This is a genomic window from Sphingomonas sp. AC449 (assembly GCF_979253475.1).
The window spans coordinates 235,580-262,334 of record NZ_CEEDCZ010000002.1 but is presented as its reverse complement, the minus strand read 5'-3'; the positions used below and the strand labels follow the sequence as shown (position 1 = coordinate 262,334).

Genomic DNA, 26,755 nt, shown 5'->3' with positions numbered 1-26,755 from the left:
GGACGGCGCAAGATGCTTCTGAGCGATGGGCGCCGCGATCCACGTCCCGGGCGACACGGGTGACCACCACGTCACTGAACTGTCACCGCCACGTCACCCAGATGCCATCCGCGTCCCATAGGCACCCCCGCAGGCCAGCCGACCAGCTGGACCACTGGGGGAAGTATCATGATCATCGGCCTGTCGCACCGCTCACGCGGTCCCGTCCTTCTGCGCGCGCTGTTGCTCGGCTGTGCGGTGATGCCGCTCGCATCGGGCATTGCGCGCGCCGAGACGAAAGCCGACCCCGCCGGGGCGCCGCGCGCGAGCGGCAGCATCACCGGCGTCGTGTCGCAGCAGGGTAGCGGCGACTATCTCGATGGCGCGTCGGTTTCGATCCCCGCGCTGGGCCTCGCCACCGCCGCCGACCGGACGGGGCGGTTCTCGCTGACCGGCGTCCCCGCAGGCACGCACGACGTCGTGATCCGCTATGTCGGCTTCCCGGACGTCACGCGCAGTGTGACGGTCGCGGACGCCGCGGTGCCGCTCGACGTCGCGATGACGGCGTCGGCCCCTGACGCGGATGCGGAGATCGTGGTTTCGGGTTCGCGGCCGATCGCCGAGTCCGAAGCCGCGGCGCTTCAGATCCAGCGGACCAGCCCGTCGCTTGTCTCGGTCATCGCCTCGGACTCGATCGGGCGCCTGCCCGACCAGAACGTCGCGCAGGCGGTCAGCCGGTTGCCCGGCGTCGGCGTCCAGCGTGACCAGGGCCAGGCGCGGTACATCACGCTGCGCGGCGCGCCGATCAACTGGACCACGCTGTCGTTCGACGGGATCAACGTCGTCAGTCCGGAGGGCCGCGATGCGCGCTTCGACTCGATCCCCTCGGCGATCGCGTCGCAGATCATCGTCCGCAAGGCGGTGACCCCCGACATGACCGGCGAGACGATCGCGGGCAATGTCGACATCATCACACGCTCGGCCTTCGACTATCCAGGGCTGAAGGTGCAGGCCAAGGGCGGGGCGGGCCATGTCGAGCTGGGCAAGAAGACGGAATATGAAGGCTCGCTCGTCGTGTCCGACCGGATCGACACGGGGATCGGCGAGTTCGGCATCGTCTCGTCCGCCAGCCTGTATCGGCGCGGCATGGTCACCGACAATTTCGAGACCGATTTCGAGGCGGTCGATCGCGACCTCCGCCCGGGGTATCAGACGCGCAACTGGGCGCGCGAGACCGAGAACAAGCTCTACCGGCTGACGCGCAAGAACTATTCGCTGTCGACCCGGCTCGACTGGCGCCCTGCCCCCGGTCACAAGCTGTTCGCCGAGACGATCTATTCGGCGTTTCAGGACGATGAGCAGCGCAACAACTACATCTTCGATCTCGACGACCAGCAGTCGCGCACGCCCAACGGCACCGCCGCCTGTTCGGTGAACGCGCGTCCCGCCTCGGGGACCACCGGCTATGCCGACGTCTGCACGGGTAACACGCCGCTGCTCGGGACGGTGTACGGCGTCGATCTCAATTCGAACTTCACGGTGCGCAAGTACAAGCAGTCGGTGTTCACCAACACGCTGGGCGGCGATCACGAGCTGGGCGACTGGAAGGTCGCATGGCGCGGCAATTTCACGCGCTCGATCGACGACCGGTCGCAGCCCGCGCAGCTGAACTATGACAGCCCCTCGTTCGGGACCAACGGCGCAAACGCCGCCAACCGGCTGACCGTCGGCTACGACCTGACCGATCCGCAGCTTGCGAAGGTCGAGCTGTACCGCACGATCCGCAACCCCGACGGCACCTTCTCGCGCGGCGACCGGGTGACCGCGATCGAGGATTTCCCGCGCACCCTCTCGCGCCTGCGCTCGCTCAAGGCGCAGGACGTCACCGAGGCCTATACCGCAAAGCTCGACATCAGCCGCGCGGCGACGGTGTTCGGGGCCTCGACGGTGTTCGCGGCCGGCATCCGCTACGACGATCGCACCAAGACCTCGAACGAATATCTGCTCGACCTGAGCACGCCCGCACAGTTCGCGGCGGCCGGCATCCCGACCAACTATGCGGCGATCGCCAAGCCCGGCGGGTTCCAGGGCGAGATCCCGCTCGGCTACACCTTCCAGTATTTCGACCGCGACAAGGTCCTCGGGCTTGTCGACCAGGCACAGGCCGTCGGCAGCTATGTCCGTACCGACGCCAATTTCTACGACGTCGGCGAGCAGGTCTATGCGGGCTATGCGATGGCGACCGCGACGACCAACTGGGGCAGCGTGATCGGTGGCGTGCGGGTCGAGCATATCCGCAACGATGCGCAGGCCTTCTCGACCGTCGGGTTGCTCGACGTGAAGTCGAGCCAGACGCTCGTCTATCCGAGCCTTCACCTCAACTGGGACGTCAACGACCGGATGAAGGCGCGGTTGTCGTTCAACACCGGCGCCGCACGCCCCGATTACGATCAGCTTCGCCCCAACCTGTCCTATGACGACGCGAACCGGACGATCAGCGGCGGCAACCCGGACGCGAAGCCCGAAAAGGCCAAGGGTGTCGATCTCTACGTCGAATATTACACGATGCCGCGCGGCTTCCTGTCGATCGGCGCCTATTACAAGGACGTTACCGACGTCCTGTTCGACTCGACGCAGAGCTTTGGCCGGTCGATCCTGAACACCAACGGGGTCGATCGCTCGGACTATGTCTTCTCGACCGTCGTCAACGGCGGCAGCGGCTATATCATGGGGATCGAAGGCGCGATCCAGCAGCAGCTCGATCCGTTCGTCGCCGATCTCGGCCTGCCCGACTGGATGGGCGGGTTCGGCGTCCAGCTCAACGCGACGATCAACAAAAGCCGCGCCGAAACCCCCGGCACCGCTGCGCTGCCGTCGCGCAAGGTCCCGCTGCCCGGTGCCTCCGACGCGATCTACAACCTGATCGCCTATTATGAGAAATACGGCTTTTCGGCGCGTGTCTCGTATCAGAACCGGTCGGCATGGCTCGATGCGATCGGTGGCACCGCCAATATCTCGGGCGTCGTCCGCGGGATCGACGGCGGCGATTTCTATTGGGCCAAGGACAATGAACTCGACGCGAGCGTGCGGTATGCGATCAACGGCAATGTCGAGATCTACGGCGATTTCGCGAACCTGCTGAACGGTCCCGGTCGCCGCTATGCCGGATCCTCGGCCTACACGATCGAGCACGAGACGTTCGGACGTCGGTACACCGGCGGCGTGCGAGTGACGTTCTGATGCGCGCGTTTCCTTTTGCCGCGCTCCTGCTGTGCGGCTGCGTGACGCAGACGACGACGCCGCCAGCCGCCGTGCCGACGGTGGCGGTAACGGTGGCGGCGACGGCCGAGACCGATCCGGTGGACAGCCTGTCGGATGCGGCGGACGATCCCGCGATCTGGCGCAACGCGGCCGATCCCGCGAAAAGCCTCGTGATCGGGACCGACAAGCAAGTCGGGATCCATGTCTACAGCCTTGCCGGCAAGCGGCTGAGCTTCACCCCCGCCGCGCGGCTCAACAATGTCGACATTCGCACGTCGGGCGGGCGCGTGATCGCCGCCGCGAGCGACCGCGCCGAGCTGGCGACGGCGCACGTCGCGCTGTTCGTGCTCGACACGGCTGCGGCGCGGTTGATGCCGCTCGGCCGGTTTCCGGTCGGTCCCGGCGAAGCCTATGGCATGTGCCTGTGGACCCGCGCCCGCGACAAGGCGCTGTTCGGCTTTGTCGTCCTGAAGGACGGCCGGATCGACCAGGTCGCGATCGACCTTTCGGGGGCCGCCCCCAAAGTCACGACGGTGCGCTCGATGAAGCTTGCCAGCCAGGCCGAAGGCTGCGTCGTCGATGACCGGACCGGGCTTCTTTACGTCGCCGAGGAGGATGTCGGGCTCTGGCGGTTCGACGCGGATCCTGCGGCCGCGCCGACCGCGACGCCGATCGCAAAGGTCGACGGCAAGACGCTTGTCGCGGATGCCGAAGGGCTTGCGCTCGCCCCGTCTGGCCGCACCGGCGGCTATCTCGTGGCCTCGAGCCAGGGTGACAATGCCTACACGCTCTACCGACTGCCCGGCGCGACCTTTGTGGGGCGGTTCCGTATCGGTGGCGGCGCGATCGACGGCACGAGCGAGACCGACGGGATCGAACTCGCGCTCGGCAATTTCGGGCCGGACTATCCGACGGGGCTGTTCGTCGCGCAGGACGGCGACAATGCGCCCGACACGCAGAATTTCAAGTTCGTCAGCTGGTCGAGAATACGGCGCGCGCTCAAACGCTGAGATGCGCGCGGCGTTCGACAGCGCGGCCACGGAACGTCCGTCCCGGTCCCGCGCTATAGCGGCATGCGCGCGGTCCGATGATCGGATCGCGCGACCGCGAGGACGATATGACCGAACCCCGTACCGCCACGCTGCACCGGATGGTGCTCCCCGACCATATCTGCCCGTTCGGCATCCGTGCAAAGCAGTTGCTGCAGTCAGAGGGCTATGACGTCGATGACCGCATCCTGCGCGACCGCGACGCGGTCGAGGCGTTCAAGACCGAGCATGGCATCGCGACGACGCCCTTGATCGTGATCGACGGCGAGACGATCGGCGGCTGCGACGATCTCGAACGCTATCTCGCGGCGCGCTGAGTGATGGCGCCCCCCCTCCCCGCTACCAAGGCCGCGGACGATGCGGTCAACTCGGGCGCCCCCGCGCTGTCACGCGCCGCGTCTGCGCTCATCATCGTCGCGGTGCTCGGCGTGAGTGCCGCGATCGGGCGACGCAACGCGCCCGATCCGTCGCACCCCGCGACCCGGCGCTGGTACAAGCGGCTCGACAAGCCGTCCTTCACGCCGCCCGATGCGGTCTTCGGTGCGGTCTGGCCCGTGCTCGAGACCGGGCTCGCGGTGGGTGGCTATCGCCTGCTCCGTCAGCCCGCCAGCACGACGCGTTCGGGCGCTGTCGGACTCTGGCTGCTCAACACCGCGATGGTTGGCGGCTGGACCGAGGTCTTCTTCCGCAAGCATGCGCTGCGATCGAGCGCCGCCGTCGCCGGCGCGATGGTCGCGACCGGCGGCGCTTACGTCGCGACCGCGGCGAAGGTCGACCGCCCGGCGGCACTGCTCGGCGTGCCGTTTGTCGGCTGGCTGGGCTTTGCGACGCTGCTTGCCGCGCGGATCAGCGCGACCAACACGGATCGCGCGCGATGACCCGCCTGACCGTCTGGCATGACGGCGACTGTCCGCTATGCCGACGGGAAATTGCGATCATGCGGCGCCTCGATCGGCGTGGCGCGATCGAATTCATCGATGCGACCAGCCCCGACGCGACGTGTCCGATCGACCGGCGCGCGCTCTTGGCGCGGTTCCATGCCCGCGAAGACGGCACGCTGCTATCGGGCGCCGCGGCGTTCGCCGCGATGTGGCGCGTGATCCCGGTGCTGCGGCCGCTCGGGTTGCTGGCGCGCAACCCGCTCGCGTTGCGGCTTATGGAACGCGCGTATCTCGGCTTCCTCGTCGTCCGCCCCCGTCTGCAACGGCTGCTCGGGGGGCGGGACGCCGTCTGACGCTAGAGACCGGCGCTGCGACGCGCGACGAGCCCGATCGCTGCCCAGTCGACGTCTGGACCGTCCTGCGCGATTGCCGTGCGGAGGTGATCGCGAACCACGCCGAGGACGGGCATCGGTGCGCGAAGCGTCCCTGCGGCGGCGTCGACGAGGTTCATGTCCTTGAGCCCCAACGGCGCGGCAAAGCCTGCCGGCGTGAAGCGGTCCTCGACGAGAATCTCGCCATAGGTCTTGTAGACCGGGGCCCCGAACAGCGTCCCCGTCAGCACTTCGAGCAGCATCGCGCGGTCGACACCGCCCTTCTCTGCCAGCGTCATCGCCTCGGCCATCGACTCGATCGCCGCCATGATCATGAAATTGCCGCTGAGCTTGACGAGATTTGCCGCCGACGGTGTATCGCCGACGCGAAAGACGCGCTGGCCGATCGCCGCAAACAACTCGTTGCACCGATCGATGCGCTCATCCGCCCCCGCCGCGACGACGAACAGCGCCCCCGCTGCGGCCGCCGGTGGCCGTCCGAACACCGGCGCCGATACGAATCCCCCAGCATTCCCCTGATCCGCCGTCAGCCGCTCGGCGAGCGCGACGCTGATCGTGCTGTGCGACACATGCAAGGCGGGGCAGCCGAGGATGCCTCGCTCGCCGTATACGACCGTCTCCAGCGCGGCATCGTCGGCGAGCATCGTCATCACCACCTCGCCTTGCGCCGCGTCAGCCGGCGTCGCCGCCAGTGTCGCCCCGCGTGCCAGCAGCGGGTCGGCCTTTGCCGCCGACCGGTTCCACACGGTGACGTCATGTCCCGCGTCGATCAGGTTGGTCGCCATTGCGATCCCCATCTGGCCCAAGCCGATGAATCCGATCTTCATATGCCGTTGTCCTTGTCTCACCACGATGGCGGCGGCCGCCACCTGTCCGTGCCAAAGCGACCAAGCCCTGCTCGCGTTCCGTCGCGGCCAGCACGGGGCCGCCGCCCCACGCGCTGGCGTGTCCGGCAAACCCCGTGCGATCACTGGACGTTTTCCGCACCGGGCCTATATACCAAGCGGTATGAATAGGATTTGCGCATTCACCGCCCCGAAGGGCCGCCCTCGGGAGTTCGATCTCGATCAGGCGCTTGCGGCGGCTTTGCGCGTGTTCTGGCGGAACGGCTACGAAGCGGCATCGATGGCCGAGCTGACCGCCGAGATGAAGATCACCAAGCCAAGCCTGTATGCTGCGTTCGGCAACAAGGAGGCGCTGTTTCACAAGGCGCTCGACCTCTACGAGCGCGAGAAGCTTGCCTATATGACGTCCGCACTCGATGCGCCCAGCGCGCGCGCGGTGGCCGAGCGGTTGCTGATGGGCGCGTTGCAGATGCAGACCAGCAGCTGCGATCCCAAGGGCTGTCTCGGCGTCATCAGTTCGGTCGCATGCGGCGCCGAGGCCGAGCCGATCAAGACCGAGGTCGTCAAGCGGCGCGCATCCTCCGAGGCCGCGCTCATCCGCCGTTTCGACCAGGCCAAGGCTGCGGGCGAGTTCCCCCCGGGCCTCGAGTCGCCCGCATTGGCGCGGTACCTGTTCGCGATCATGCAGGGGCTGGCTATCCAGGGAGGTTCGGGCGCAACGTGCGACGAACTCAAGCAACTCGTCGCGACGAGCATGATGGTCTGGCCGACGCGCTGAGACCGGTCGGCATCCGTTGGCGACAGCGACGCGGTATGCGACCCGCTTAAATTACCGGCCAGTACAGAATGTGATTGACGCCTCTGCGCCCGCTTAATATACCGACTGGTATTGAAGCTTCGACCGGGTCCGGTTGACGTCTTCTGGGTCAGCTTCGGCGGCCCGACGGGAATTGGCGCTACACGCCTCGATACAGACGAGCCTGCGATTGGACGCGTGCGTCACGCTTGCCGGCAGTGTCGATGCACGATCACGGGACAAGGGGATTCAGCATGGCATATCTCGACCTCGACAACATGTTCGCTGCGCCCTCAGGGTGCCGCGCAGCCTCCGCCGTCGCCGCGCCGACGGGGTTCTCCGCGATCGAATGGAGCGTCATCGCGATGGCGAAGCGCGACACGTTGCGAAGCCTGACGACCCCCGGCCGTATTTCGCGCGCGATGGGCAGCCTGTTTGGTCTGGGCGCTGCGTCGCGCCTCGCCGACCCGCGCCTCGAAGCGCTCCGCCGTCTTGCGGTCTATGCCTGGCGCCGCGGCTTCGCGCTGCCGACGGGCGAGATCGCCCGGTTCCTCGACGCGGGCTATACCGAAGCGCAGATCGAGACGCTCGTCATCAGCGTCACCGGCATGCGCGTCGGTTCGCAGTCAGCGCGCGCGGCGGCTTGACGCCAAATCCTGTTCAGGCTGCCGTCAGTCGATCGGCCGACCCGAACGGACCGGGCGCAAGGCGACGAAGGCGAGTGCCAAGATCGGCAACGCGGCAATACATCCAATGATCGTCAGCATTACATTGCTCGCAGTCATACAGCCTCTCCATTATTTTTTGAGAAGCTAGACCGAGATCGCAACGCCATGCAAGCGCGTTGCGTGATCCGCAAAAATCGCCGCGGGCACGCGACACCGTCGCCTGGAGGCGGCTAGATCCCGTCGGGTGCGACCACCCGCCCCGCGGCCTCGAGATCGCGGACGAGATCGGCGATGCACCGGTCGACGAGGTCCGTGTCGGCGCTGCGCACCACGAAATTGGCGCCCGTCCGCCCGTCGCGGAAGAAGGGATAGCTGCCGATCGCAACGCCTTCATGCGCCTTTTCCGCATCGCGCAGCAGGTCGGCGACCTCGCTCTCGGCGACCCAGCAGCCGATCGTCCTCGACACCACGGGGCGACCGCCCTCGAGCGTCCCCGTCAGCGCATCGAGCATGCCCGCGGTGATATGCGGGACACCCGCCATGATGAAGATGTTGCCGATCCGGATACCCGGCGCGCCCGACACCTTGTTGTCGATCAGTTCGGCCCCCGCCGGCGTCCGCGCCATCCGCGCACGCGCTTCGCTCAGCCCGCCGCGGGTCGCGTAATAGCGCTCGAGGATGGCCATCGCGCGGGGATGATGCTCGACCGCGACACCGAGCGCCTCGGCAATCGCGTCGACGGTGATGTCGTCATGCGTGGGTCCGATCCCGCCGGTCGTGAACAGGTAATCGTTGCGCGCGCGCAGCGTGTTGACCGCCTCGACGATCGCCTCCGTCCTGTCCGCGACCACGCGCACTTCCGCCAGACGGATGCCCTGCACGTTGAGCCACGCCGCGATCTGCGCGACGTTCTTGTCCTGCGTCCGACCCGACAGGATTTCGTCGCCGATGATCGTCAGCGCGGCCGTCCAGATGCGTTCCTGTCCCATGGCCTTTGCATAGCCTCGCAAAAGCTCCGCCGCCACGCTATATCCTTCACCATGACCGAATATGTAACCGTCACGTCCGACGCTCCCGAGGCACGCACCGGCGCCATCAAGCTTCATGGTCCCGCCGCGTTCGAGGGCATGATGAAGGCCGGTCGGCTTGCGGCCGAGACGCTCGACATGATCGTGCCGCACATGGTGCCAGGTGTCACCACGGCCGAGATCGACCGGCTGATCTACGACTTCGTGACCGCTGCAGGCGCCGTGCCTGCGACGCTCGGCTATCGCGGCTACACCCACAGCGTCTGCATTTCGATCAACCATGTCGTCTGTCACGGCATTCCAAGCGAGAAGACGCTGAAATCGGGCGACATCGTCAACGTTGACGTCACACCGCTGCTCGACGGCTGGCATGGCGACACGAGCCGGATGTACCTGATCGGCGACGTGCCGATCAAGGCGAAGCGGCTGGTCGAGGTCACGTATGAGTGCCTGATGCTGGGTATCGAGCAGGCGAAGCCCGGCAACCGCATGGGCGACGTCGCCAACGCGATTCAGCGTCATGCCGAAAAGCACCGCTACGGCGTGGTCCGCGATTTCTGCGGCCACGGCGTCGGCCGGCTGTTCCACGACGCGCCCGAGGTCGTCCATGTCGGCAAGCCCGGCACCGGCCCCGAACTGCGCCCCGGCATGATCTTCACGATCGAACCGATGATCAACATCGGCCGCCCCGACGTGAAGCTGCTCGACGACGGCTGGACGGCCGTGACGCGCGACCGCTCGCTGTCCGCCCAGTTCGAACATTCGATCGGGATCACCGAGACCGGCTGCGAGATTTTCACGCTCAGCCCCAAGGGTTACACGCAGCCGCCCTACGTCTGATCGCGTGAGTTTCGCATAGGCACCGACGACGCGACGATCGTCGGTGCACTATGAGCGTCGGGACCGGGGGCCATGCAGTGGTCCCCGCCCGACGCGATTCGAGCGGCAAGAATAGGTTCGGTTCTACCCTGCCATCATTTGCCCACCGGCGGCCGGTAGACGATGAAGCGCTGACCATTCCAGACCGCCATCGCGCTGGATACGCCGTTGCCATATTGCAGCACGTCGCCGGCGTCGCAGGCGTATCGAGACAGGGACGCGAAATCACATGCGGCGCGGCGATCGACACGGTTGACCTTGTTGAACTTGAAATCGTTGCCGACCTCAACCTTCATTTCAACCATAACCACGTCGGACATGAAGGATCGGTACATCATCACCTTGTGAAGATTACCATCCTTGGAAATGGCGACGCGATCCATTCGCCCATCCCTGTCAAAATCACCGGTGATTACTGCGCCCGGTCCGGCCGCTGCTAGCATCATGGCAAGTAACATTGTGCTCTCCCCCCTTAATGCGAGGAGAATGGCACATTTACGATAGTTGTCCAGCCGCGCCGGCCCGGGTCTGCCGGAAAAGGGCATCCGTGCTGGAAACTACCAGGGCGGGCGGCTATGGCCTCCCCCCATGACCGAGATCACACCGCAGATCGTCGCCGACCACGGCCTGTCCCCCGAAGAATATGAGCGCGTCCTGCACGCGATCGGCCGCGAGCCCAATCTCGTCGAGCTCGGCATCTTCTCCGTGATGTGGTCCGAGCATTGCAGCTACAAGTCGAGCAAGATCCACCTGATGAAGCTGCCCACCAAGGGCCCCCGCGTCATCTGCGGCCCCGGCGAGAATGCCGGCGTCGTCGATATCGGCGACAACCAGGCGGCGATCTTCAAGATGGAGAGCCACAACCACCCGTCCTATATCGAGCCGTACCAGGGCGCGGCGACCGGCGTCGGCGGCATCCTGCGCGACGTCTTCACGATGGGCGCGCGGCCGATCGCCAACCTGAACGCGCTGCGCTTCGGCCGGCCCGATCATCCCAAGATGCGCCACCTGATTTCGGGCGTCGTCCACGGCATCGGCGGCTACGGCAATTGCGTCGGCGTGCCGACCGTCGGCGGCGAGGTGAACTTCCACAGCGCGTATGACGGCAACATCCTGGTCAACGCGATGACCGTCGGGATCGCCGATCAGGACAAGATCTTCTACTCGGCCGCCAGCGGCATCGGCAATCCGATCGTCTATGTCGGCTCCAAGACCGGTCGCGACGGCATCCACGGCGCGACGATGGCGAGCGCGGACTTCGGCGAGGATTCGGACGCCAAGCGCCCGACCGTCCAGGTCGGCGATCCCTTCACCGAAAAGCTGCTGATCGAGGCCTGCCTCGAACTGATGGCGACCGACGTCATCGTCGCGATCCAGGACATGGGCGCAGCCGGCCTCACGTCGTCGGCGGTCGAGATGGCGTCGAAGGGCGGCGTCGGCATCGAGCTGACGATGGACGACGTGCCGCAGCGCGAGACCGGCATGACGCCGTACGAGATGATGCTGAGCGAAAGCCAGGAGCGGATGCTCATGGTGCTCAAGCCCGGTCGCGAGGCCGAGGCCGAGGCGATCTTCAAGAAGTGGGAACTCGATTTCGCGGTCATCGGCCGCGTCACCGACACCGGCCGCATGGTGTTGACGTTCAAGGGCGAGACGGTCTGCGACATTCCGCTCGGGCCGCTCGCCGACGAGGCGCCGCTCTACGATCGCCCGCACGTGCCGACGCCCAAGCCCGCGCCGCTCGCAAACGCGCCACACAGCAACGACATCGCCGCCGATCTGGTGACGCTGATGGGCTCGCCCGACATCGCCTCGCGCCGCTGGATCTGGGAGCAATATGACCACATGGTCGGCGCCGACACGGTGCAGCGCCCCGGTGGCGACGCCGCGGTCGTCCGCGTCCACGGCACGCAGAAGGCGCTGGCGATGACCACCGACTGCACGCCGCGCTATTGCTTCGCCGACCCCGTCGAGGGTGGCAAGCAGGCGGTCGCCGAGGCGTGGCGCAACCTCACCGCGGTCGGCGCGCTGCCGCTGGCGGTGACGAACTGCCTCAACTTCGCCAACCCGCAGCGGCCCGAGATCATGGGCCAGATCGTCGGCTGCCTCGAAGGGATGAGCGACGCGTGCATCGCGCTCGACTTCCCGATCGTCTCGGGCAACGTCTCGCTTTACAATGAATCCAAGGCGACCGGCGGCGGCTCGGCGATCCTGCCGACGCCCGCAATCGGCGCGATCGGCCTGCTCGCGGACTGGCAGAAGAATGCGACGATCGCGTTCAAGGGCTCGGGCGACATCATCCTCGCGGTCGGCACGCGCGGCGGGCATCTCGGCCAGTCGCTGTGGCTGCGCGAATGCCATGGTCGCGAACAGCGCGACGCCGGCCCACCGCCGCCCGTCGATCTCGCCGCCGAGCGCCGCGTCGGCGACCTGATCCGCGAGGCGATCGCGCTCGGCCAGCTGACTGCGGTCCACGACGTCTCGGACGGCGGCATCGCGGTGACGCTCGCCGAGATGGCGCTCGCGGGCGGCATTGGCGCGATGATCGACCGCAAGCAGCCGTTCGACTGCGCGCGCGCGTTCTTCGCCGAGGACCAGGGCGTCTATATCGTCACCGTCGAGGATCATGCGCTGCTCGACTTCCTCGGTGCGGCGCATGCCGCCGACGTCGAAGCCGAGCCACTCGGCCGCACGGGCGGCAAGCGCCTGATCTTCGAGCGCCCCGACCGCGACGACGTCATCACGCTGGATACGCTCCGCTCGGCGCATGAAGGCTTCTTCCCCAAGCTCATGGGGACGGACGCGGCGCTGGCGTAAGTCGATCGATCCGGCGTGGCAGGCCCCCACGCCGGACATCCGGCTTGTTGCGAATAGAACGCAAAAGCGCTTGCGACTGGTTCGCATTATCGCTAGATCATGCGCCTCATAGAGGAGCATTCATGGTCGTCTGCGTTTGCAATGCCATACGAGAATCCGATGTCCGCAGCTGCGCGCGAGGCGGATGCACCACGCCATGCCAGGCGTTCCGGTCACTCGGTCGTCGGCCGAAATGTGGTCAATGCACGTCGGTCGCGCGCGCGATCATCGAAGACGAACGCGCTGCTGCATAGCGTTTGCATCTAATAACTCTCGGAAATCGGCCAGTATCCGGGCTTGCCGTCTGGTCTGTCACCCCGCTACATGATCGCCAGAGGTGACGGAGATATGGCCATGCGCGGCGACCCCCAAGTAATCGACCTGCTCAACGAGGCGCTCAAGAACGAGCTGACCGCGGTGAACCAATATTGGCTCCACTACCGGATGCTCGAACATTGGGGGGTCTACAAGCTCGCCCAATATGAGCGCATGGAATCGATCGACGAGATGAAGCATGCCGACTGGCTGTCGGAGCGCATCCTGTTTCTCGATGGCCTTCCCAACTTCCAGCTGCTCGGCCGCCTGCGGATCGGCGAGACGGTCGAGGAGGTGCTGAAGTCGGACCTTGCGCTCGAGGTCGAGGCGACGGTCCAGCTGAAGGGCGCCATCGCCTATTGCGAGAGCGTGAAGGATTATATCAGCCGCGACCTGTTCGCGCGGATCCTCGCAAGCGAGGAAGAGCATGTCGACACGCTAGAGCGCCAGTTCGAGATGATCGCCCGGATGGGCATCCACAACTACATCCAGCTCAACTCGATTTCGGAGCACGACTCGCCCAAAGCCGGCGCGGCGCCCTATCTGAAGGCGTGAGCGGCGCCGGTATCCGCTGACCACGATCGCGAGTGATCGGGGTCAGCGGGCCGCGCGTCCTACAAGAACGATCGCGGCCTGACGGCGCGTTTATTCGGTGCCGAAACCGGTGGGTACGGCACGACGCCCGAAGCCACCGCCGACCGGACGGCGCGCGACCACCGGGTTGGCTTCGCGCTCGAGCAACGTCAGTGTTTCGCCGAACAGCGGGCGCAGCCGCGCGACATGCTCGAGCGCGGCCTCGGGCGTATCATGCACTTCGATACAGTCCCGAGCGATCGTCTCGATCGTTTCGGCGAGATCGGCGAGCGGCTCGGCGCCGAACTGGCGCGCCTCCCCCTTCAGCGTATGCGCGGGAATGATCAGCGCCGCCGCACTGCCCGCACGCATCGCCGCCTCGATCGCCGCGACGGACTTGACGCCATCCTCGCGGAAATAGCCGAGGATGCGGATGAACCCGCCCCCCAGTTCGCTGCGGGCCTGCTGAAACGCAGGCCAGTTGACCAGAGTGCTTCCCTCGAACGACACCGACACCTTCTCCCGTTCGGCTGGACTGCCATGAAGGACGTTCGCGACCTTATGGCGATTGTGTAAAGACAGTGTTGCCGACCGGCCGGCGTGTCACGACAAAAGTTGGCGCAACTGCATCCGTATTGATCGACATATCGGCATCCGCCGCCGCGGCGACCAGCGTCAGTTCGGCAGGCGCCTTCGGATCGTCGGCAACGATCGTCACCGCGTCCGCGCCTTGGCGCAGGGCCTTGGCAAGCCGGACGGCGGGCCAGGGGCAGCGCAGTCCCCTGGCATCGATATGCATCATCCGCCGCCCCGCTTACTTGTCCTCGTCGTACGGGTTCTTCGGCGCGCGGAACATCAGCCGCACGGGCACCGCGCCGAAGCCCAGATCCTTGCGCATCGAGTTCACCAGATAGCGCTCATAGCTCGCGGGCAACTGATCGACACGCGTGCCGAAGATGACGAAGCTCGGCGGACGCGACTTCACCTGCGTGACGTAGCGCATCTTGATCCGCTTGCCGCCCGGCGCGGGAGGCGGCGTCGCCTCGATCGCGCGTTCGAACCAGCGGTTGAGCTCGCCCGTACCGACGCGCTTCGACCAGGCCTCGCGCGTGTCGAAGCACGCCTGGAGAAGCTGGTCGATGCCCTTGCCGGTCGCGCCCGACACGGTCATCACGGTCACGCCCTTGACCTGGCTCAGCCCGTCCTCGAGCGCGCGCTTGACGCCATTGAACAGCGACGACGGGCTTTCCGCGACATCCCATTTGTTGAGCGCGATCACGAGCGCGCGCCCCTCCTGCAGGACCTTGTCGGCAATGCGCAGATCCTGAGCCTCGAGGCCCAGCGTGGCATCGAGCAGCAAGACCACCACCTCGGCAAAGTCGACCGCGTGGAGCGCGTCCTCGACCGACATCTTCTCGAGCTTGTCCTGCACCTTGGCGCGCTTGCGCATGCCCGCGGTGTCGATCAGCCGGACCTTGCGCGCTTCGCCGCCGGTCGGATGCCAGTCATAGTCGACGCTGATCGAGTCGCGCGTGATCCCCGCTTCGGGCCCCGTGATCATCCGGTCCTCGCCGAGGATACGGTTGACCAGCGTGGACTTGCCCGCGTTCGGACGCCCCACGATCGCGAGCTTGAGCGGCCCCTCATATTCGTTGTCGGGCTGTTCCTCGGGAAGCTCGTCCTTGCCCTCGAGCAGCGGCAGCAGCGCCTCGAACAGGTCGCCCATCCCCTCGCCATGCTCGGCGGAGAGCTGGACGGGATCGCCGAAACCCAGCGCGAGCGACTCGAGGATACCGTCCTCGCCCGCGCGTCCCTCGGCCTTGTTCGCCGCCAGGATCACGGGAACGTCGGCGGTGCGCAGCCAGCGGGCGATCTCTTCGTCGAGCGGAACGATCCCCGCACGCGCGTCGAACAGGAACAGCGCGACATCGGCCTGGTTGACCGCGGCCTCGGTCTGCTGGCGCATCCGGCCCGGCAGCGTCTGCGCGTCGTGATCCTCGTAGCCGGCGGTGTCGATGATGCGGAATTCGAGCCCGATCAGCGACGCGTCGCCCTCACGACGATCGCGCGTGACGCCGGGGCGGTCGTCGACCAGCGCAAGCTTCTTGCCGACGAGGCGGTTGAAAAGGGTCGACTTGCCGACATTGGGGCGGCCGACGATTGCGACCACGGGGAGTTTGGACATGGCCCGCCCTTAGCGTGCGAAGCGGCCGTCGTCACCTGTTACCCCTCTCCCCCGCGGGAGAGGGGCGCCGGGTTTAGCGATAGGCGGTGATCTTGCCCTTCTGGTCGAGCGTGTAGAGCGTCGAATTCGCCACGATCGGCGGCAGCGTGAACGGCGTCTTGGTCTCGATCGTGTTGGCGACCTTGCCGTCGCCCGGATTGACCGAGACGATCTCGCCGCGGGAATTGGTGAGCAGCAGCCGCTCACCCGCAAGCACCGGACCATACCAGGTCACGGGGCCCTTCTTCTTCTTCTCGTTGTCGAAGCGCTGGAGCTGCGCGATCCAGCGCGCCTTGCCGTTCGATCGCGAAAGGCAGACCAGCCGCGCGTCGTCGGTCACGACGAACAGCCATTCGCCCGCGATCCACGGCGTCGAGATGCCTGCGAAATTCTGCTCCCAGAGCCGCTGCCCGGTTGCCAGCTCGAGCGCCACCATGCGACCGCCCTGCCCGACCGCATAGACGCGCCCGCCGTCGATCACCGGCGCCGCATCGATGTCCGACAGGCTCGATACCGACGTCGTGATCGACGTGCGCGACAGCGCGTCCTGCCAGAGGATGCGGCCGTTCTCGTACCGATACGCGCTGAGTTCGCCGCTCGAGAAGCCCGAGACGACCGTGCCCTGGCTGACCGCAGGCGCCGCGACGCCGAACACGCCCTGCGTTTCGAGCGTGCCCGACTGGACCCACTGGATCTTGCCGTCGCCTTGGTTGATCGAGAAGATCTGGTTGTCCTGCGTGAGGACATACACCGCGCCGTTTGCAACCGTCGGCGAACCACGCAGCGGACCGCCCGGCTTCGCGCGCCACAGGATGGCGCCGTCCGAGGCGTTCATCGCGACGACGTCGCCGACGCCGTCGGTGGCGTAGACCTTGCCGTCGTCATAGCTCGCGCCGCCGCCGAAGCGCGCGGACTGGTTGGTCTTGCCCTCGGTGATCGACACCGTCCAGAGCGCGGCCCCGGTATCCGCGGCATAGGCATGGACCATGCCACCGACGTCCATCGCGAACAGCTTGTTCTCGCCGACGACCGGCGACGCCGCCATGCGCTCGCGGTTCGAACCACCGTTGATCGTCGCCTGCCACGCACGGTTGAGCTGCGCGCCCAGCGCCAGCTGGCCCATCGACTTGGCCGGGTTGCCGCCGGGCTGCGCCCAGGCGTCGTTGACCGCCGGCGCGGGCAGCAGGACCTGGACGTCGGCGATCGTCGCGTCCGTCTCGACGCCGTTTTCCGAGGTCAGGATCGACACGCGGTCGCCGACCGTCGGCGTCTTCTTCACGCTACCCTTGAAGATACCGCAGCCGCTCAGTGCCATGAGCGCAGCCACTGCGACCGTCACCCGATAAGACTTCGTCATTGCGCTTTGGTATCCTCGTTAGAAGCAGTCCCGGTGTTCGATGCGGTTGGCGCTGCGCCGCTGGCTTTCGACGCCGCCGTATCGACCACGGCATCGACGCCCAGTACACCGGCCATCTGAACCGCGCGTTGACGGATCGTTTCCGGCACGCCCGCGTCGCGCGCGATCTGGCCGAACATGGCCCCCGCCTGCGGACGCTGGCCCTGTCGCAGATAGGCGACCGCGACCATTTCGCCCGCGCTCCCGAACCACGGATTGCCCGTGACCGCGAGGCGACGCAGCCGCTCGACCACGACCTGCGGCTTGAGCGTGTCATACTCTGCCGACGTCTGGCGAATCAGGGCAAGATCACGAAACGGCTGGGCAACCGACGTGTCGGCAGCGATCGCCGCGAGCTTCGCCGCGCCGCCCTTCATATCCTCTTTCTGCAGCAGGATGTCGGCCTCGGTAAACCGCGCGAGTGCGCTGTATCCGGCACTGTCCGACGTCGCCAACGGGGTCAGCGTCTTGCTCGCCTCGGCGACCTTGTCGGCGGACAGCGCGTCATAGGCGATCTGGAGCTGCTCGCCCTCGACACCCGCGGTGGTCTCGCGGCGGTGCTGCCAGTACATGTACCCCGCAAGCGCGACGAGTGCCGCGACGACGGCGACGGCGACCCACTTGCCCCAGGTCGTCCAGAACCCGGCGAGCTGGTCGCGGCGCAGCTCCTCGTCGACCTCACGGAGAAAGGCTTGATCGGTTTTCGGCGGCAGGGCCAAGGGTAACTCCGGAAACTATGGAGGGAACAAAACCGGGAATGGCTGTGAAGAGGCGGGACCTTAGCGGCCACTCGGACGAAACGGAAGCCGGATCGATCCTCCCCCCGCGCCCGCGCCTCCTGCGCGCATCAGTCCTTTGGTGCGTAGGTCTGATCGGGTCCGGGAAACGCGCGCGACCGGACATCGGCGGCATAGGTTTCCGCCGCGCCCGAAATCTTCGAGGCAAGATCCTCGAACCGCTTCACGAACCGCGCGGTCCGGTCGAACAGGCCAAGCATGTCCTCGGCGACAAGCACTTGTCCGTCGCATAGGGCGGATGCGCCGATGCCGATCGTCGGACAGGCGACGGTGCGGGTGATCTCGATCGCGATGGGCTCGACGACGCCCTCGATGACGAGCGCGAACGCACCCGCCTCGGCGACCGCCTGCGCATCGGCGACGATCTTCGCAGCCTCTTCGGGCGTCCGCCCGCGCGCGCCGTAGCCGCCCAGGATATTCACCGCCTGCGGCGTCAGCCCGACATGGCCCATGACCGGGATCCCGCGCTCGGTCAGGAACTTGACGGTCGGCGCCATCGCCGTGCCGCCTTCGAGCTTCACCGCGGCGGCACCCGTCTGCTTGAGCAGCCAGGCGGCGCTCTCGAACGCCTTTTCGGGCGACGCCTCATAGCTGCCGAACGGCATGTCGATCACGACCACCGCATGATAGCTGCCCCGGACCACCGCGGCACCATGCGCCGCCATCATGTCGAGCGTCACCGGCACGGTCGACGGCAGCCCGTAGATCACCTGCCCCAGGCTGTCGCCGACGAGCAGCATGTCGCAATGTGGATCGAGCAGCTGCGCATTGCGGACGGTGTACGCGGTCAGCATCACCAACGGGGTCGCCCCCTTCTGGCGGCGGATCGCCGGGATCGTCAGCCGCTTGAGCGGGGCCGGGGTCGGGTTCGCGCGACTCGTCGCGGTATCGAGGGTGTAGGTCGTTGACATGCCGCTATCCTAGCGTCCGCAACGCCGCTCGCCCAGACCACGTCCCGTTCGCGTCGCAAGCCCGCGTCAGACCGTCCAGCTGTTGCGCCGCGCGTGCGTCGCGAGCCAGATCGCCGCGAGCGCGATCAGGGCGATCACGAGCGGGACCGCCAGCGTCTCGGCCATCCCCTTTTGCGCCACGATATCGGTCGCCGTGAAGAGCCAGCCGAACTGGACGACGATGGCGAGCAGCGAGGCGATGAGAAACGGGCGGGCCGCGGCGCGGCGCATGAACAGCAGGATCGCACCGACCAGCCCGGTCAGCACCGCCGTGGCGAACACCGGATCATACCAGCCGGGCAACGCCGCATACAGCGCCCGGTCGTAATCGGTCGCCGCGCCCATTGCGTCCGCACCCAGTCGCATTTGCTGGATACAGCTGAAGCAGCCGATCAGCGCCCACAGGACCAGCAGGACGGTAGCGATCCTGAACCACATCGGCCCCCGCCTCACGAAGATCATTCCCGTCTGCCCTGTCCCGCTGCACCCGATGGTGCCCTGTTGATTCAGGTTAACAGACTGCGCCGGACTGGCGGGATAGGCAAGCGCGACGCTCAGACGATCTCGACGCCTTTCCAGAAAGCATAGCGTCCCTTGATCGGCGCGGCCTTGGCGGAGGGCTCGAGGTAATACCATGCCGCGTCGACGTTGCGCTTGCCGTCGACGACCAGCGTCTTGTAGCTCGCCACTCCCTTCCACGGGCAATTCGACTGGGTCGGGCTGTCTTCGAGCAGCGCGGCATCCACGCTGTCGACGGGGAAATAGTGATTGCCCTCGACGACCACCGTATCGTCCGAGCTCGCGATCACCCGGCCGTTCCACTGTGCTTTTGGCATCGACTCGATCCTCAGTTGTTTCCCAGCCCCGCCGCCTCATAGCGCTCGGGCTTGAACCCGAACAGCAGCGTGGCACCCGTATCGAGCACGGGACGCTTGATCGTCGACGGCTGCTCGATCATCAGCGCGACCGCCTTATCGGTGTCGAGATCGACCCGATCGGCCTCGGGCAGCTTGCGGAACGTCGTCGACGCCCGGTTCAGCACGGCATCGAGGCCGGCACGGTCGATCCAGTCCATGAGATGCCCGGCATCGATCCCGGCGGTCTTAAAATCGTGGAATGCGTGGGCGACACCCTGTGTATCGAGCCACGTCCGTGCCTTCCGGACCGTGTCGCACTGCTTGATTCCGAACATCGTGATCGTCAAAACACCGCTCCCTTTCGACGCCTGAAGCATCGGTGCGACCGCACCGAGCCGCCTCGCGTTATAGCAACCCGGCCCCGCCGTTCCCATCGTCAATACGCGCCCGAGCGCGCAGCCTGCCCGCCAGCGCAGACACCGCCGCGGCGGGGATGGCGAGGATACACAGGATCATCATCCCGCCGAGCATCAGCGCGCCGGGTTGCGCATGCACGGCCATCACCAGCAGTTGCGCGACGGTGACGACCGCCCCGGCGAGGCCCCAGCGCGATCGCAGCACAAAACCCGCGACCGCCGACAACGCCAACGAAACGGGATACCAGAGCCGCCAATAGCCACCCGCATCCCATGGCTCCGCCACGCCGGACCACTGACTCACCAGCTGCCAGTACATCGCGCTCACGAACAAAAGCGCGAAAAACCGGATCGTGCTGGTCTTCATGCCCCCCGCCTTCTCACGATATGCCGCGCGGCGCCAATGTGCGCGCAGCGACTGCGGTGCGCCGCTGCCCTTTTTCGCAAGCCGGTGGCGTGGCGCGCCGGGGGCGTTTATCGGAGGCGCATGACGCATTCATTCTACGCGATCCATAGCCACGGGCTGATCCGGGTTGCCGCAGCGACCCCGCGGGCTTCGGTGGGCGATACCGCCGCCAACGCCGCAGCGACGATCGCGCTCGCGCAGGAGGCGGATGACCGCGGCGTCGACCTCGTCGTGTTCCCCGAGCTCAACCTCACCTCCTATGCGATCGACGATCTCCACCTCCAGACCGCACAACAACGCGCGACGCTCTCGGCGATCGCTACGGTCGTTGCGGCGAGCGCGACGCTGCGGCCGGTATTGCTCGTCGGTGCGGCGCTGGTGCGTGGCGGGCGGCTCTACAATTGTGCGCTGGCGATCGCGCGCGGGCGCGTGCTCGGCGTGGTGCCGAAGTCGTTCCTGCCCAATTATCGCGAATTCTACGAAAAGCGCTGGTTCGCGAGCGGCGCGGGGCTGGCCGGTCTGACGATCGAGCTTGGCGGTGAGACCGTGCCGTTCGGGACCGACCTGATCTTCGCCGCGTGCGATCTGCCGGGCTTCGTCTTCCATGCCGAGATCTGCGAGGACTACTGGGCCCCCACCCCGCCCTCGACCATGGGCGCGCTCGCCGGCGCACTGATCTGCTGCAACCTGTCCGCCTCGAACATCGTCATCGGCAAGGCGCGCGAGCGGGCGATGCTGGCCGCGGCACAGTCGGCGCGCGCGGTGTGCGCCTATGTCTATGCCGCCGCGGGACCGGGTGAGAGCACGACCGAAGTCGCGTGGGACGGCCAGGGGCTGATCCACGAGCTTGGCGAACAGCTTGCCGAGTCGAAGCGGTTTGCGACCGAGCCGGAGCTTGTCGTCGCGGACGTGGATTGCGAGCGGATCACGCAGGAACGCCTGCGCTTCGGCACGTTCAACGACGCCGCGGTCCTCGCCGGCCACCCCGAAGCGCGCATGCGACGGATCGCGTTCGACCACGCGCCGGACCACGACGACACGTCGTTCACCCGCACGGTGCGCCGCTTTCCGTTCGTCCCCAACGACCCGGCGCGGCGTGACGAGGACTGTTACGAAGCGTTCAACATCCAGGTCGAGGCGCTGTCGAAACGGCTGGTGGCGGCGCATGCCGAGACGATCGTGATCGGTGTCTCGGGCGGGCTCGACTCGACGCACGCGCTGATCGTCGCGGCCAAGGCGATGGACCGGCTCGGCCGCCCGCGCACGAACATCCTCGGCTTCACGATGCCCGGTTTCGCGACCGGCGAAGGCACCAAGGCCAATGCCTGGGCGCTCATGCGCGCGCTCGGCATCACCGCGGAGGAAATCGACATCCGCCCCGCCGCGCAGCGCATGCTGGAGGATATCGGCCACCCCTTCAGCGACGGCGACCCCGTCTACGACATCACGTTCGAGAATGTGCAGGCGGGGTTGCGCACCGATTACCTCTTCCGCCTGGCGAACCAGCGCCGTGGGATCGTGCTCGGCACGGGCGATCTCAGCGAGATGGCGCTCGGCTGGTGCACCTACGGCGTCGGCGACCAGATGAGTCATTATGCGGTCAACAGCGGCGTGCCCAAGACGCTGATCCAGTTCCTGATCCGCTGGTGCATCCGCACCGACCAGTATGACGCGACGACCGACGCGATCCTGTCGACGATCCTCGCGCAGGAAATCTCCCCCGAGCTCGTGCCCGCCGGTGCGGACGGCGCGTTGCAGAGCACCGAGTCGATGATCGGGCCCTATGCGCTCAACGACTTCTTCGCGCATTACGTGATCCGCCACGGTCTCGCGCCGTCGAAGATCGCGTTTCTGGCGTGGCACGCATGGCGCGACGCGTCGGTGGGCGCGTGGCCCGCGGACCTCCCCGCCACGGCCCGCGTCGCATATGACCTGCCGACGATCCGGCACTGGCTCGAGAAGTTCCTGCACCGCTTCTTCACGACCAGCCAGTTCAAGCGCTCGGCCATGCCCAACGGCCCGAAGGTCTCCGCGGGCGGCGCGCTGTCGCCGCGCGGGGACTGGCGCGCACCGTCCGACGGAAACGCCACGCTATGGATCGAAGAATTGCGGTCAGGCGTTCCAACGGGTTAACCGCGCCATCTTGCATAAGTCTCGGGCGGCGCGCATTATGAAAATCCTATGACAGTGGCTCCACCGGATGGATCGCGCGATCGCCGGATCGAGATCCCATCTAACCTTTGGCTGATTCACCCGGCAGGCCGCGCGCTTTTGCCGATCGCGCTCGCGCGTCGCGTGTCGGCCAATACGGTGTCGATAGCCGGGCTCTGCCTCGGCGGCCTCGCTGCCTTTTCGTACATGCAGTGGGATCGACCGTCCTTTGCGGTGCTGGGTCTCGTGCTTTCGGTGGGCTGGTTGATCGCCGACGGTCTGGACGGGATGGTCGCACGCGCCACCAAGACAGCGAGCCCCCTGGGACGCATGCTCGATGGGCTTTGCGATCACGGCGTCTTCGCGCTGATCTATGTCGCACTGGCGGTGACGGTCGGCACCGCGGAAGGGTGGGTCCTCGCCTTTGCCGCCGGTGGCGCGCATGCGGTGCAGTCCAATCTGTATGAAGGCGAGCGCTCGCGGTTCCATCGCCGGATCAAGGGAGTGGCGCTTGCCGCGCCGCCCGTTCCGACGGGCAATGCGCTGGTCCGCTTCTACGATGGCGTCGCCAGCCGCATCGACCGGATCGCGATGCCGTTCGAACGCGCGCTGGGCCAGGCGGCCGATCCGGTCGAGCTCGGTCATCGCTACGCGGTCCGCGCCGTCGCGCCGTTGCGCTTCATGGCCTTGCTTACCGCGAATGTCCGGGTATGGGCGATCTTCGTCGCCTGCTTCGCCGGCAACCCACGCATCTTCTGGTGGTTCGAGATCGTCCCTCTGACGCTCGTCGCCATCGTCGGGCTCGTCTGGCACCGTCGTGTCGAACGCGCTTTCGTTCGTAATACCACAACGCCGCGACCAAAGACCGCGTCGCGCATGCATCTTTCTTAAGGAACAGGGTCAATAATGAATAGCATTCGGATCGCCGTGGTCGGCATCGGCAACTGCGCGAGCTCGCTCGTGCAGGGTCTCGAGCATTATCGCGAGGGGGCCAACGACCAGGTCGGCCTGATGCATTTCGACATGGGCGGGTACAAGCCGAGCGACATCAAGGTCGTCGCGGCGTGGGACGTCGATCGTCGCAAGGTCGGCAAGGACGTCGCCGAGGCGATCTTCGCCAAGCCCAACTGCACCGCAGTGTTCGCCCCCAATGTCGGCAACACCGGCACCATCGTGAAGATGGGCAAGACGCTGGACGGCGTCGCCGACCACATGGCCGACTTCAAGGACGACCGCACGTTCCTCCTCGCCGACGCCGCAGAGCCGACGCGTGAGCAGGTCATCGCGGATCTGAAGGCGTCGGGCGCCGACGTTCTGATGAACTACCTGCCCGTCGGTTCGCAGGAAGCGACCGAATTCTACGCCGAGTGCGCGATCGAGGCGGGCGTTGCGTTCGTCAACAACATCCCCGTCTTCATCGCATCGAACCCCGTCTGGGCGAAGAAGTTCGAGGACGCCGGCGTCGCGATCATCGGCGACGACATCAAGGCACAGCTTGGCGCGACGATCGTCCACCGCGTGCTCACCGACCTGTTCGCCAAGCGCGGCGTGAAGCTGGATCGCACCTACCAGCTCAACACCGGCGGCAACACCGACTTCCTCAACATGTCGAACCATCGCCGTCTCGAGTCGAAGAAGATTTCGAAGACCGAAGCCGTCCAGTCGGTCGCGGCCGAGCGCATGGACGACGACAACGTCCATATCGGCCCGTCGGATTACGTGCCTTGGCAGAACGACAACAAGGTCTGCTTCCTGCGCATGGAAGGCCAGTTGTTCGGCGGCGTGCCGATGAACCTCGAGCTGCGCCTCTCGGTCGAGGACAGCCCCAACTCGGCGGGTGTCGCGATCGACATGATCCGCTGCGCCAAGATCGCCAAGGACCGCGGCATCGCCGGCGTGATCGACCCCGCCTCGGCCTATTTCTGCAAGCACCCGCGCACGCAGATGACCGACGATCTCGCGCAGATCGAAGTCGAGCGGTTCATCAAGGCCGCCTGACATGATCGAGACGGCTGTCATCCTCGCCGCCGGGGAAGGCAGCCGCCTTCGTTCGTCCGCCCCGTACAAGCCGCTCTGTGCGGTCGCGGGGCGGCCGCTGATCGCGCACGCGCTTGAAGGCCTGGCTGCTGCCGGCATCAAGCGCGCATTCGTGACGGTCAGCTATGGCCGCGACGCGATCGAGGCGTATCTTGCCAGCCATAGCTGGCCGCTGATCGTCGAAACGATCGCCGCGGACCATCGTCAGCCCAACGGCGTTTCCGTCCTGGCTGCCGGCACCGCACTCCAGGGCGAGGAGGCCGTGCTCGCGATGTGCGACCACCTCGTCGTCCCGACGCTCTATGCGCGCATGGCGAAGGCGGGCGCGGGGGACGGGCTGCGGCTCGGTATCGACCGCCGGCTTGGCCATCCCTGGGTCGATCCCGAAGACGTCACCTGCGTCGCGACCGATGGCAGCATGATCACCGCGATCGGCAAGGGCCTCGAACCGCACGACGCCTACGACACGGGCGTGTTCGCGATCGGGCCAGCACTGATCGCCGCGCTGGCGACGCTCGAGGCGCCGTCGCTGACCGAGGGCGTCCGTATCCTCGCCGCCAGCGGCACCGCGCGGGTCGTCGATTGCAGCGACCTCGACTGGATCGACGTCGACGACGCACCGGCGCTGGCCAAGGCCGAACAGTGGATGACTCAGGCGGCCTGAACCACCCGGAGCACGACTTCCCTCACCCCAGCGGCGCGTCGATCGACTGTGGTGGCGTGCTGAACCAGCGTGGGCCGGCATCGGTCATGTGGAAACAATCCTCGATCCGGATCCCGTAGCGGCCGGGGCTGTAGATCCCCGGCTCGTCGCTGAAGCACATGCCCGCCGCGAGCCGCGTCGTCTCGCCGCGGACGAGGTTGACCGGCTCGTGCCCATCCATGCCGATCCCGTGGCCAGTCCGGTGCGACAGGCCCGGCAATGCATAGCCGGGGCCATAGCCGAGCGTTTCGTAATAGCGGCGGACCGCATCGTCGACGCTCCCCGCGGTGGCCCCGATCCGCGCCGCTGTGAAGGCGACCTGCTGGCCGCGTGCCACCTGATCCCACACCTTGCGCTGGTCGGCCGACGCGACACCGTGGACCCAGCTGCGCGAGATGTCGGACTGATAGCCTTGCACCGTGCAGCCGCAATCCATCAGCACGACCTGTCCGTCCGCGACGCGGTGAACCTCCCGGCTGCCATGGGGATAGGCCGACGCCTCGCCGATCAGCGCCAGCGCGAATTCGGGTGCACCGCCCAGTTTCCGCGTCGCCGCGGTCATCAGCGCGCCGATCTCGGCGCCGGTCATGCCCGTCTCGACTCGCGGTTTGGTCCAGCGATAGGCGGCGAGCGTCACGTCGGTCGCGATCTGCATGAGCGCGATCTCGGCGGGCGTCTTGATCATCCGACAACCACGGACGACCGGATTGGCGGAGACGATCGTCGCCCCCGGCAGCGCGCGTGTCAGCCCATCCGAGGCGAAGAAGCGGACCGTCTCCTCGATCGCGACCGGTCGCCCTGCCAGCTTGCGATCGCGCAGGAACCCCGCCACCACAGCCAGCGGATTTTGGTCCTCCTGCCACACGCGCACTTCGGCGGGCACCGCGAGCGTCTCGCGCACCGACGGTTCCTCGAAGAACGGCGTGACGATGCAGGGTTCGCCCTCGACGGGCAGGATCGCCGCGGTCAGCCGTTCGCTGCGACCCCAGCGCACGCCGGTGAAATAGATCATCGACGATCCCGGCTCGATCAGCACCGCGCCGATGCCCGCCGCCTTCATCAGCGTCTGCGCGCGCGCAAGCCGCCCCGCGCGTTCGGCGGCATCGATCGGCCTGGCCGCGCCGGTGATATCGGACAGCGCCGAGAGGTCGGGCTCGGCCGCGCGTAGGACGGCGCCGAACGACAGCAGCGGGAGCGCGGCCGCGGCACCGAGCAGGTGACGACGGGTGGGGAAATTGGACGGGATCGACATCGCCGGACGATAGGGTCCTTGACCCGGGCGCCGCAATCCCCTTC

29 protein-coding genes are annotated in these 26,755 nt (G+C 66.7%); 15 read left to right on the top strand and 14 right to left on the bottom strand.

The window, feature by feature from the left end; genetic code table 11:
• Window positions 1-168: 168 nt before the first annotated feature.
• The 5 genes from AC0CH3_RS04835 (at window position 169) to AC0CH3_RS04815 (ending at window position 5,523) form a co-directional block, all read left to right on the top strand.
• The gene (locus tag AC0CH3_RS04835; protein WP_354302348.1) at window positions 169-3,219 is read left to right on the top strand and encodes a TonB-dependent receptor; all 3,051 of its coding nucleotides are present in this window, start codon (window positions 169-171) and stop codon (window positions 3,217-3,219) included.
• Window positions 3,219-4,250, top strand: a complete 1,032-nt coding sequence (locus AC0CH3_RS04830) for a phytase (RefSeq protein ID WP_354302346.1) — start codon at window positions 3,219-3,221, stop codon at window positions 4,248-4,250. Before AC0CH3_RS04835 ends, AC0CH3_RS04830 begins: the two co-directional genes overlap by 1 nt.
• Window positions 4,251-4,357: 107 nt before the next feature.
• The gene (locus AC0CH3_RS04825) at window positions 4,358-4,606 is read left to right on the top strand and encodes a glutaredoxin domain-containing protein (protein WP_465237652.1); all 249 of its coding nucleotides are present in this window, start codon (window positions 4,358-4,360) and stop codon (window positions 4,604-4,606) included.
• Between the two features lie 3 nt (window positions 4,607-4,609).
• Window positions 4,610-5,167, top strand: coding sequence for a TspO/MBR family protein (locus tag AC0CH3_RS04820; protein ID WP_354302344.1), 558 nt, complete (start codon window positions 4,610-4,612; stop codon window positions 5,165-5,167).
• On the top strand, window positions 5,164-5,523 hold the full coding sequence (locus AC0CH3_RS04815) for a thiol-disulfide oxidoreductase DCC family protein (protein ID WP_354302343.1): 360 nt from the start codon (window positions 5,164-5,166) through the stop codon (window positions 5,521-5,523). Before AC0CH3_RS04820 ends, AC0CH3_RS04815 begins: the two co-directional genes overlap by 4 nt.
• A 2-nt stretch (window positions 5,524-5,525) precedes the next feature.
• On the opposite strand, the gene AC0CH3_RS04810 is transcribed toward AC0CH3_RS04815, so the two are convergent.
• Window positions 5,526-6,389, bottom strand: coding sequence for an NAD(P)-dependent oxidoreductase (locus AC0CH3_RS04810; RefSeq protein WP_354302342.1), 864 nt, complete (start codon window positions 6,387-6,389; stop codon window positions 5,526-5,528).
• Between the two features lie 181 nt (window positions 6,390-6,570).
• On the opposite strand from AC0CH3_RS04810, the gene AC0CH3_RS04805 reads away from it, so the two are divergent.
• Both AC0CH3_RS04805 and AC0CH3_RS04800 read left to right on the top strand, forming a co-directional pair.
• Window positions 6,571-7,185 (top strand): TetR/AcrR family transcriptional regulator, encoded by a 615-nt coding sequence (locus AC0CH3_RS04805; RefSeq protein WP_056021153.1) that lies wholly within the window; start codon window positions 6,571-6,573, stop codon window positions 7,183-7,185.
• Between the two features lie 272 nt (window positions 7,186-7,457).
• Window positions 7,458-7,850 carry a hypothetical protein gene (locus AC0CH3_RS04800; protein WP_354302340.1) on the top strand — a complete coding sequence of 131 codons (393 nt, stop codon included), beginning with the start codon at window positions 7,458-7,460 and terminating at the stop codon, window positions 7,848-7,850.
• A 251-nt stretch (window positions 7,851-8,101) separates the two neighbouring features.
• Here AC0CH3_RS04800 and AC0CH3_RS04795 read toward each other — a convergent pair whose 3' ends face one another.
• A complete protein-coding gene (locus AC0CH3_RS04795; protein WP_056021146.1) occupies window positions 8,102-8,860 on the bottom strand; it encodes a competence/damage-inducible protein A in 759 nt (252 codons plus the stop codon).
• Window positions 8,861-8,911: 51 nt separating this feature from the next.
• Here AC0CH3_RS04795 and map point away from each other — a divergent pair, with 51 nt between their 5' ends.
• Window positions 8,912-9,739 (top strand): type I methionyl aminopeptidase, encoded by an 828-nt coding sequence (map, locus tag AC0CH3_RS04790; RefSeq protein WP_056021143.1) that lies wholly within the window; start codon window positions 8,912-8,914, stop codon window positions 9,737-9,739.
• Window positions 9,740-9,873: 134 nt separating this feature from the next.
• Here map and AC0CH3_RS04785 read toward each other — a convergent pair whose 3' ends face one another.
• Complete coding sequence (locus tag AC0CH3_RS04785; protein ID WP_156350402.1) at window positions 9,874-10,236, bottom strand: hypothetical protein; 363 nt, start codon at window positions 10,234-10,236, stop codon at window positions 9,874-9,876.
• 130 nt (window positions 10,237-10,366) lie between these two features.
• Here AC0CH3_RS04785 and purL point away from each other — a divergent pair, with 130 nt between their 5' ends.
• The 3 genes from purL to bfr all read left to right on the top strand — a co-directional run bounded on the left by purL (window position 10,367) and on the right by bfr (window position 13,504).
• The gene (gene purL / locus AC0CH3_RS04780; RefSeq protein WP_354302338.1) at window positions 10,367-12,595 is read left to right on the top strand and encodes a phosphoribosylformylglycinamidine synthase subunit PurL; all 2,229 of its coding nucleotides are present in this window, start codon (window positions 10,367-10,369) and stop codon (window positions 12,593-12,595) included.
• A 122-nt stretch (window positions 12,596-12,717) separates the two neighbouring features.
• The gene (locus AC0CH3_RS04775; protein WP_082445953.1) at window positions 12,718-12,888 is read left to right on the top strand and encodes a (2Fe-2S)-binding protein; all 171 of its coding nucleotides are present in this window, start codon (window positions 12,718-12,720) and stop codon (window positions 12,886-12,888) included.
• A 100-nt stretch (window positions 12,889-12,988) separates the two neighbouring features.
• Entirely contained in the window at window positions 12,989-13,504 is a 516-nt protein-coding gene (gene bfr, locus AC0CH3_RS04770; RefSeq protein WP_056022246.1) for a bacterioferritin, read from the top strand.
• A gap of 90 nt (window positions 13,505-13,594) precedes the next feature.
• Here the strand turns inward: bfr and AC0CH3_RS04765 are convergent, their stop codons facing one another.
• From AC0CH3_RS04765 to AC0CH3_RS04720, 10 genes are all read right to left on the bottom strand, one after another.
• Window positions 13,595-14,032 carry an Hpt domain-containing protein gene (locus AC0CH3_RS04765; RefSeq protein ID WP_082446028.1) on the bottom strand — a complete coding sequence of 146 codons (438 nt, stop codon included), beginning with the start codon at window positions 14,030-14,032 and terminating at the stop codon, window positions 13,595-13,597.
• Window positions 14,033-14,081: 49 nt separating this feature from the next.
• Window positions 14,082-14,324 carry a sulfurtransferase TusA family protein gene (locus AC0CH3_RS04760; RefSeq protein WP_354302335.1) on the bottom strand — a complete coding sequence of 81 codons (243 nt, stop codon included), beginning with the start codon at window positions 14,322-14,324 and terminating at the stop codon, window positions 14,082-14,084.
• A 12-nt stretch (window positions 14,325-14,336) separates the two neighbouring features.
• Window positions 14,337-15,707 carry a ribosome biogenesis GTPase Der gene (gene der / locus AC0CH3_RS04755; protein ID WP_354302334.1) on the bottom strand — a complete coding sequence of 457 codons (1,371 nt, stop codon included), beginning with the start codon at window positions 15,705-15,707 and terminating at the stop codon, window positions 14,337-14,339.
• A gap of 73 nt (window positions 15,708-15,780) precedes the next feature.
• A complete protein-coding gene (locus AC0CH3_RS04750) occupies window positions 15,781-17,103 on the bottom strand; it encodes a PQQ-binding-like beta-propeller repeat protein (protein WP_056021131.1) in 1,323 nt (440 codons plus the stop codon).
• Window positions 17,100-17,861, bottom strand: coding sequence for a tetratricopeptide repeat protein (locus AC0CH3_RS04745; RefSeq protein WP_082445951.1), 762 nt, complete (start codon window positions 17,859-17,861; stop codon window positions 17,100-17,102). The genes AC0CH3_RS04750 and AC0CH3_RS04745 overlap by 4 nt, the downstream gene beginning before the upstream one ends.
• A 128-nt stretch (window positions 17,862-17,989) precedes the next feature.
• The gene (gene panB / locus AC0CH3_RS04740) at window positions 17,990-18,850 is read right to left on the bottom strand and encodes a 3-methyl-2-oxobutanoate hydroxymethyltransferase (protein ID WP_056021128.1); all 861 of its coding nucleotides are present in this window, start codon (window positions 18,848-18,850) and stop codon (window positions 17,990-17,992) included.
• 66 nt (window positions 18,851-18,916) lie between these two features.
• A complete protein-coding gene (locus tag AC0CH3_RS04735) occupies window positions 18,917-19,327 on the bottom strand; it encodes a hypothetical protein (protein ID WP_056021125.1) in 411 nt (136 codons plus the stop codon).
• Window positions 19,328-19,443: 116 nt separating this feature from the next.
• Window positions 19,444-19,725 (bottom strand): DUF427 domain-containing protein, encoded by a 282-nt coding sequence (locus AC0CH3_RS04730; RefSeq protein WP_354302330.1) that lies wholly within the window; start codon window positions 19,723-19,725, stop codon window positions 19,444-19,446.
• Between the two features lie 11 nt (window positions 19,726-19,736).
• Entirely contained in the window at window positions 19,737-20,093 is a 357-nt protein-coding gene (locus tag AC0CH3_RS04725; protein ID WP_354302328.1) for an arsenate reductase, read from the bottom strand.
• A 58-nt stretch (window positions 20,094-20,151) separates the two neighbouring features.
• Window positions 20,152-20,529: a hypothetical protein gene (locus tag AC0CH3_RS04720; protein ID WP_354302326.1), complete on the bottom strand. Its 378-nt coding sequence runs from the start codon at window positions 20,527-20,529 to the stop codon at window positions 20,152-20,154.
• A 120-nt stretch (window positions 20,530-20,649) separates the two neighbouring features.
• Here AC0CH3_RS04720 and AC0CH3_RS04715 point away from each other — a divergent pair, with 120 nt between their 5' ends.
• From AC0CH3_RS04715 to AC0CH3_RS04700, 4 genes are read left to right on the top strand one after another with little or no spacing between them, the layout of a single operon-like run.
• Window positions 20,650-22,701, top strand: coding sequence for an NAD(+) synthase (locus AC0CH3_RS04715; RefSeq protein WP_354302324.1), 2,052 nt, complete (start codon window positions 20,650-20,652; stop codon window positions 22,699-22,701).
• Window positions 22,702-22,749: 48 nt separating this feature from the next.
• Window positions 22,750-23,610 (top strand): CDP-alcohol phosphatidyltransferase family protein, encoded by an 861-nt coding sequence (locus AC0CH3_RS04710; RefSeq protein WP_354302322.1) that lies wholly within the window; start codon window positions 22,750-22,752, stop codon window positions 23,608-23,610.
• A 15-nt stretch (window positions 23,611-23,625) separates the two neighbouring features.
• Window positions 23,626-24,717, top strand: a complete 1,092-nt coding sequence (locus tag AC0CH3_RS04705) for an inositol-3-phosphate synthase (protein WP_056021109.1) — start codon at window positions 23,626-23,628, stop codon at window positions 24,715-24,717.
• A 1-nt stretch (window position 24,718) separates the two neighbouring features.
• On the top strand, window positions 24,719-25,420 hold the full coding sequence (locus AC0CH3_RS04700) for a phosphocholine cytidylyltransferase family protein (protein WP_354302320.1): 702 nt from the start codon (window positions 24,719-24,721) through the stop codon (window positions 25,418-25,420).
• 22 nt (window positions 25,421-25,442) lie between these two features.
• On the opposite strand, the gene AC0CH3_RS04695 is transcribed toward AC0CH3_RS04700, so the two are convergent.
• Window positions 25,443-26,711, bottom strand: coding sequence for a M24 family metallopeptidase (locus tag AC0CH3_RS04695; RefSeq protein WP_354302318.1), 1,269 nt, complete (start codon window positions 26,709-26,711; stop codon window positions 25,443-25,445).
• Between the last annotated feature and the right edge of the window lie 44 nt (window positions 26,712-26,755).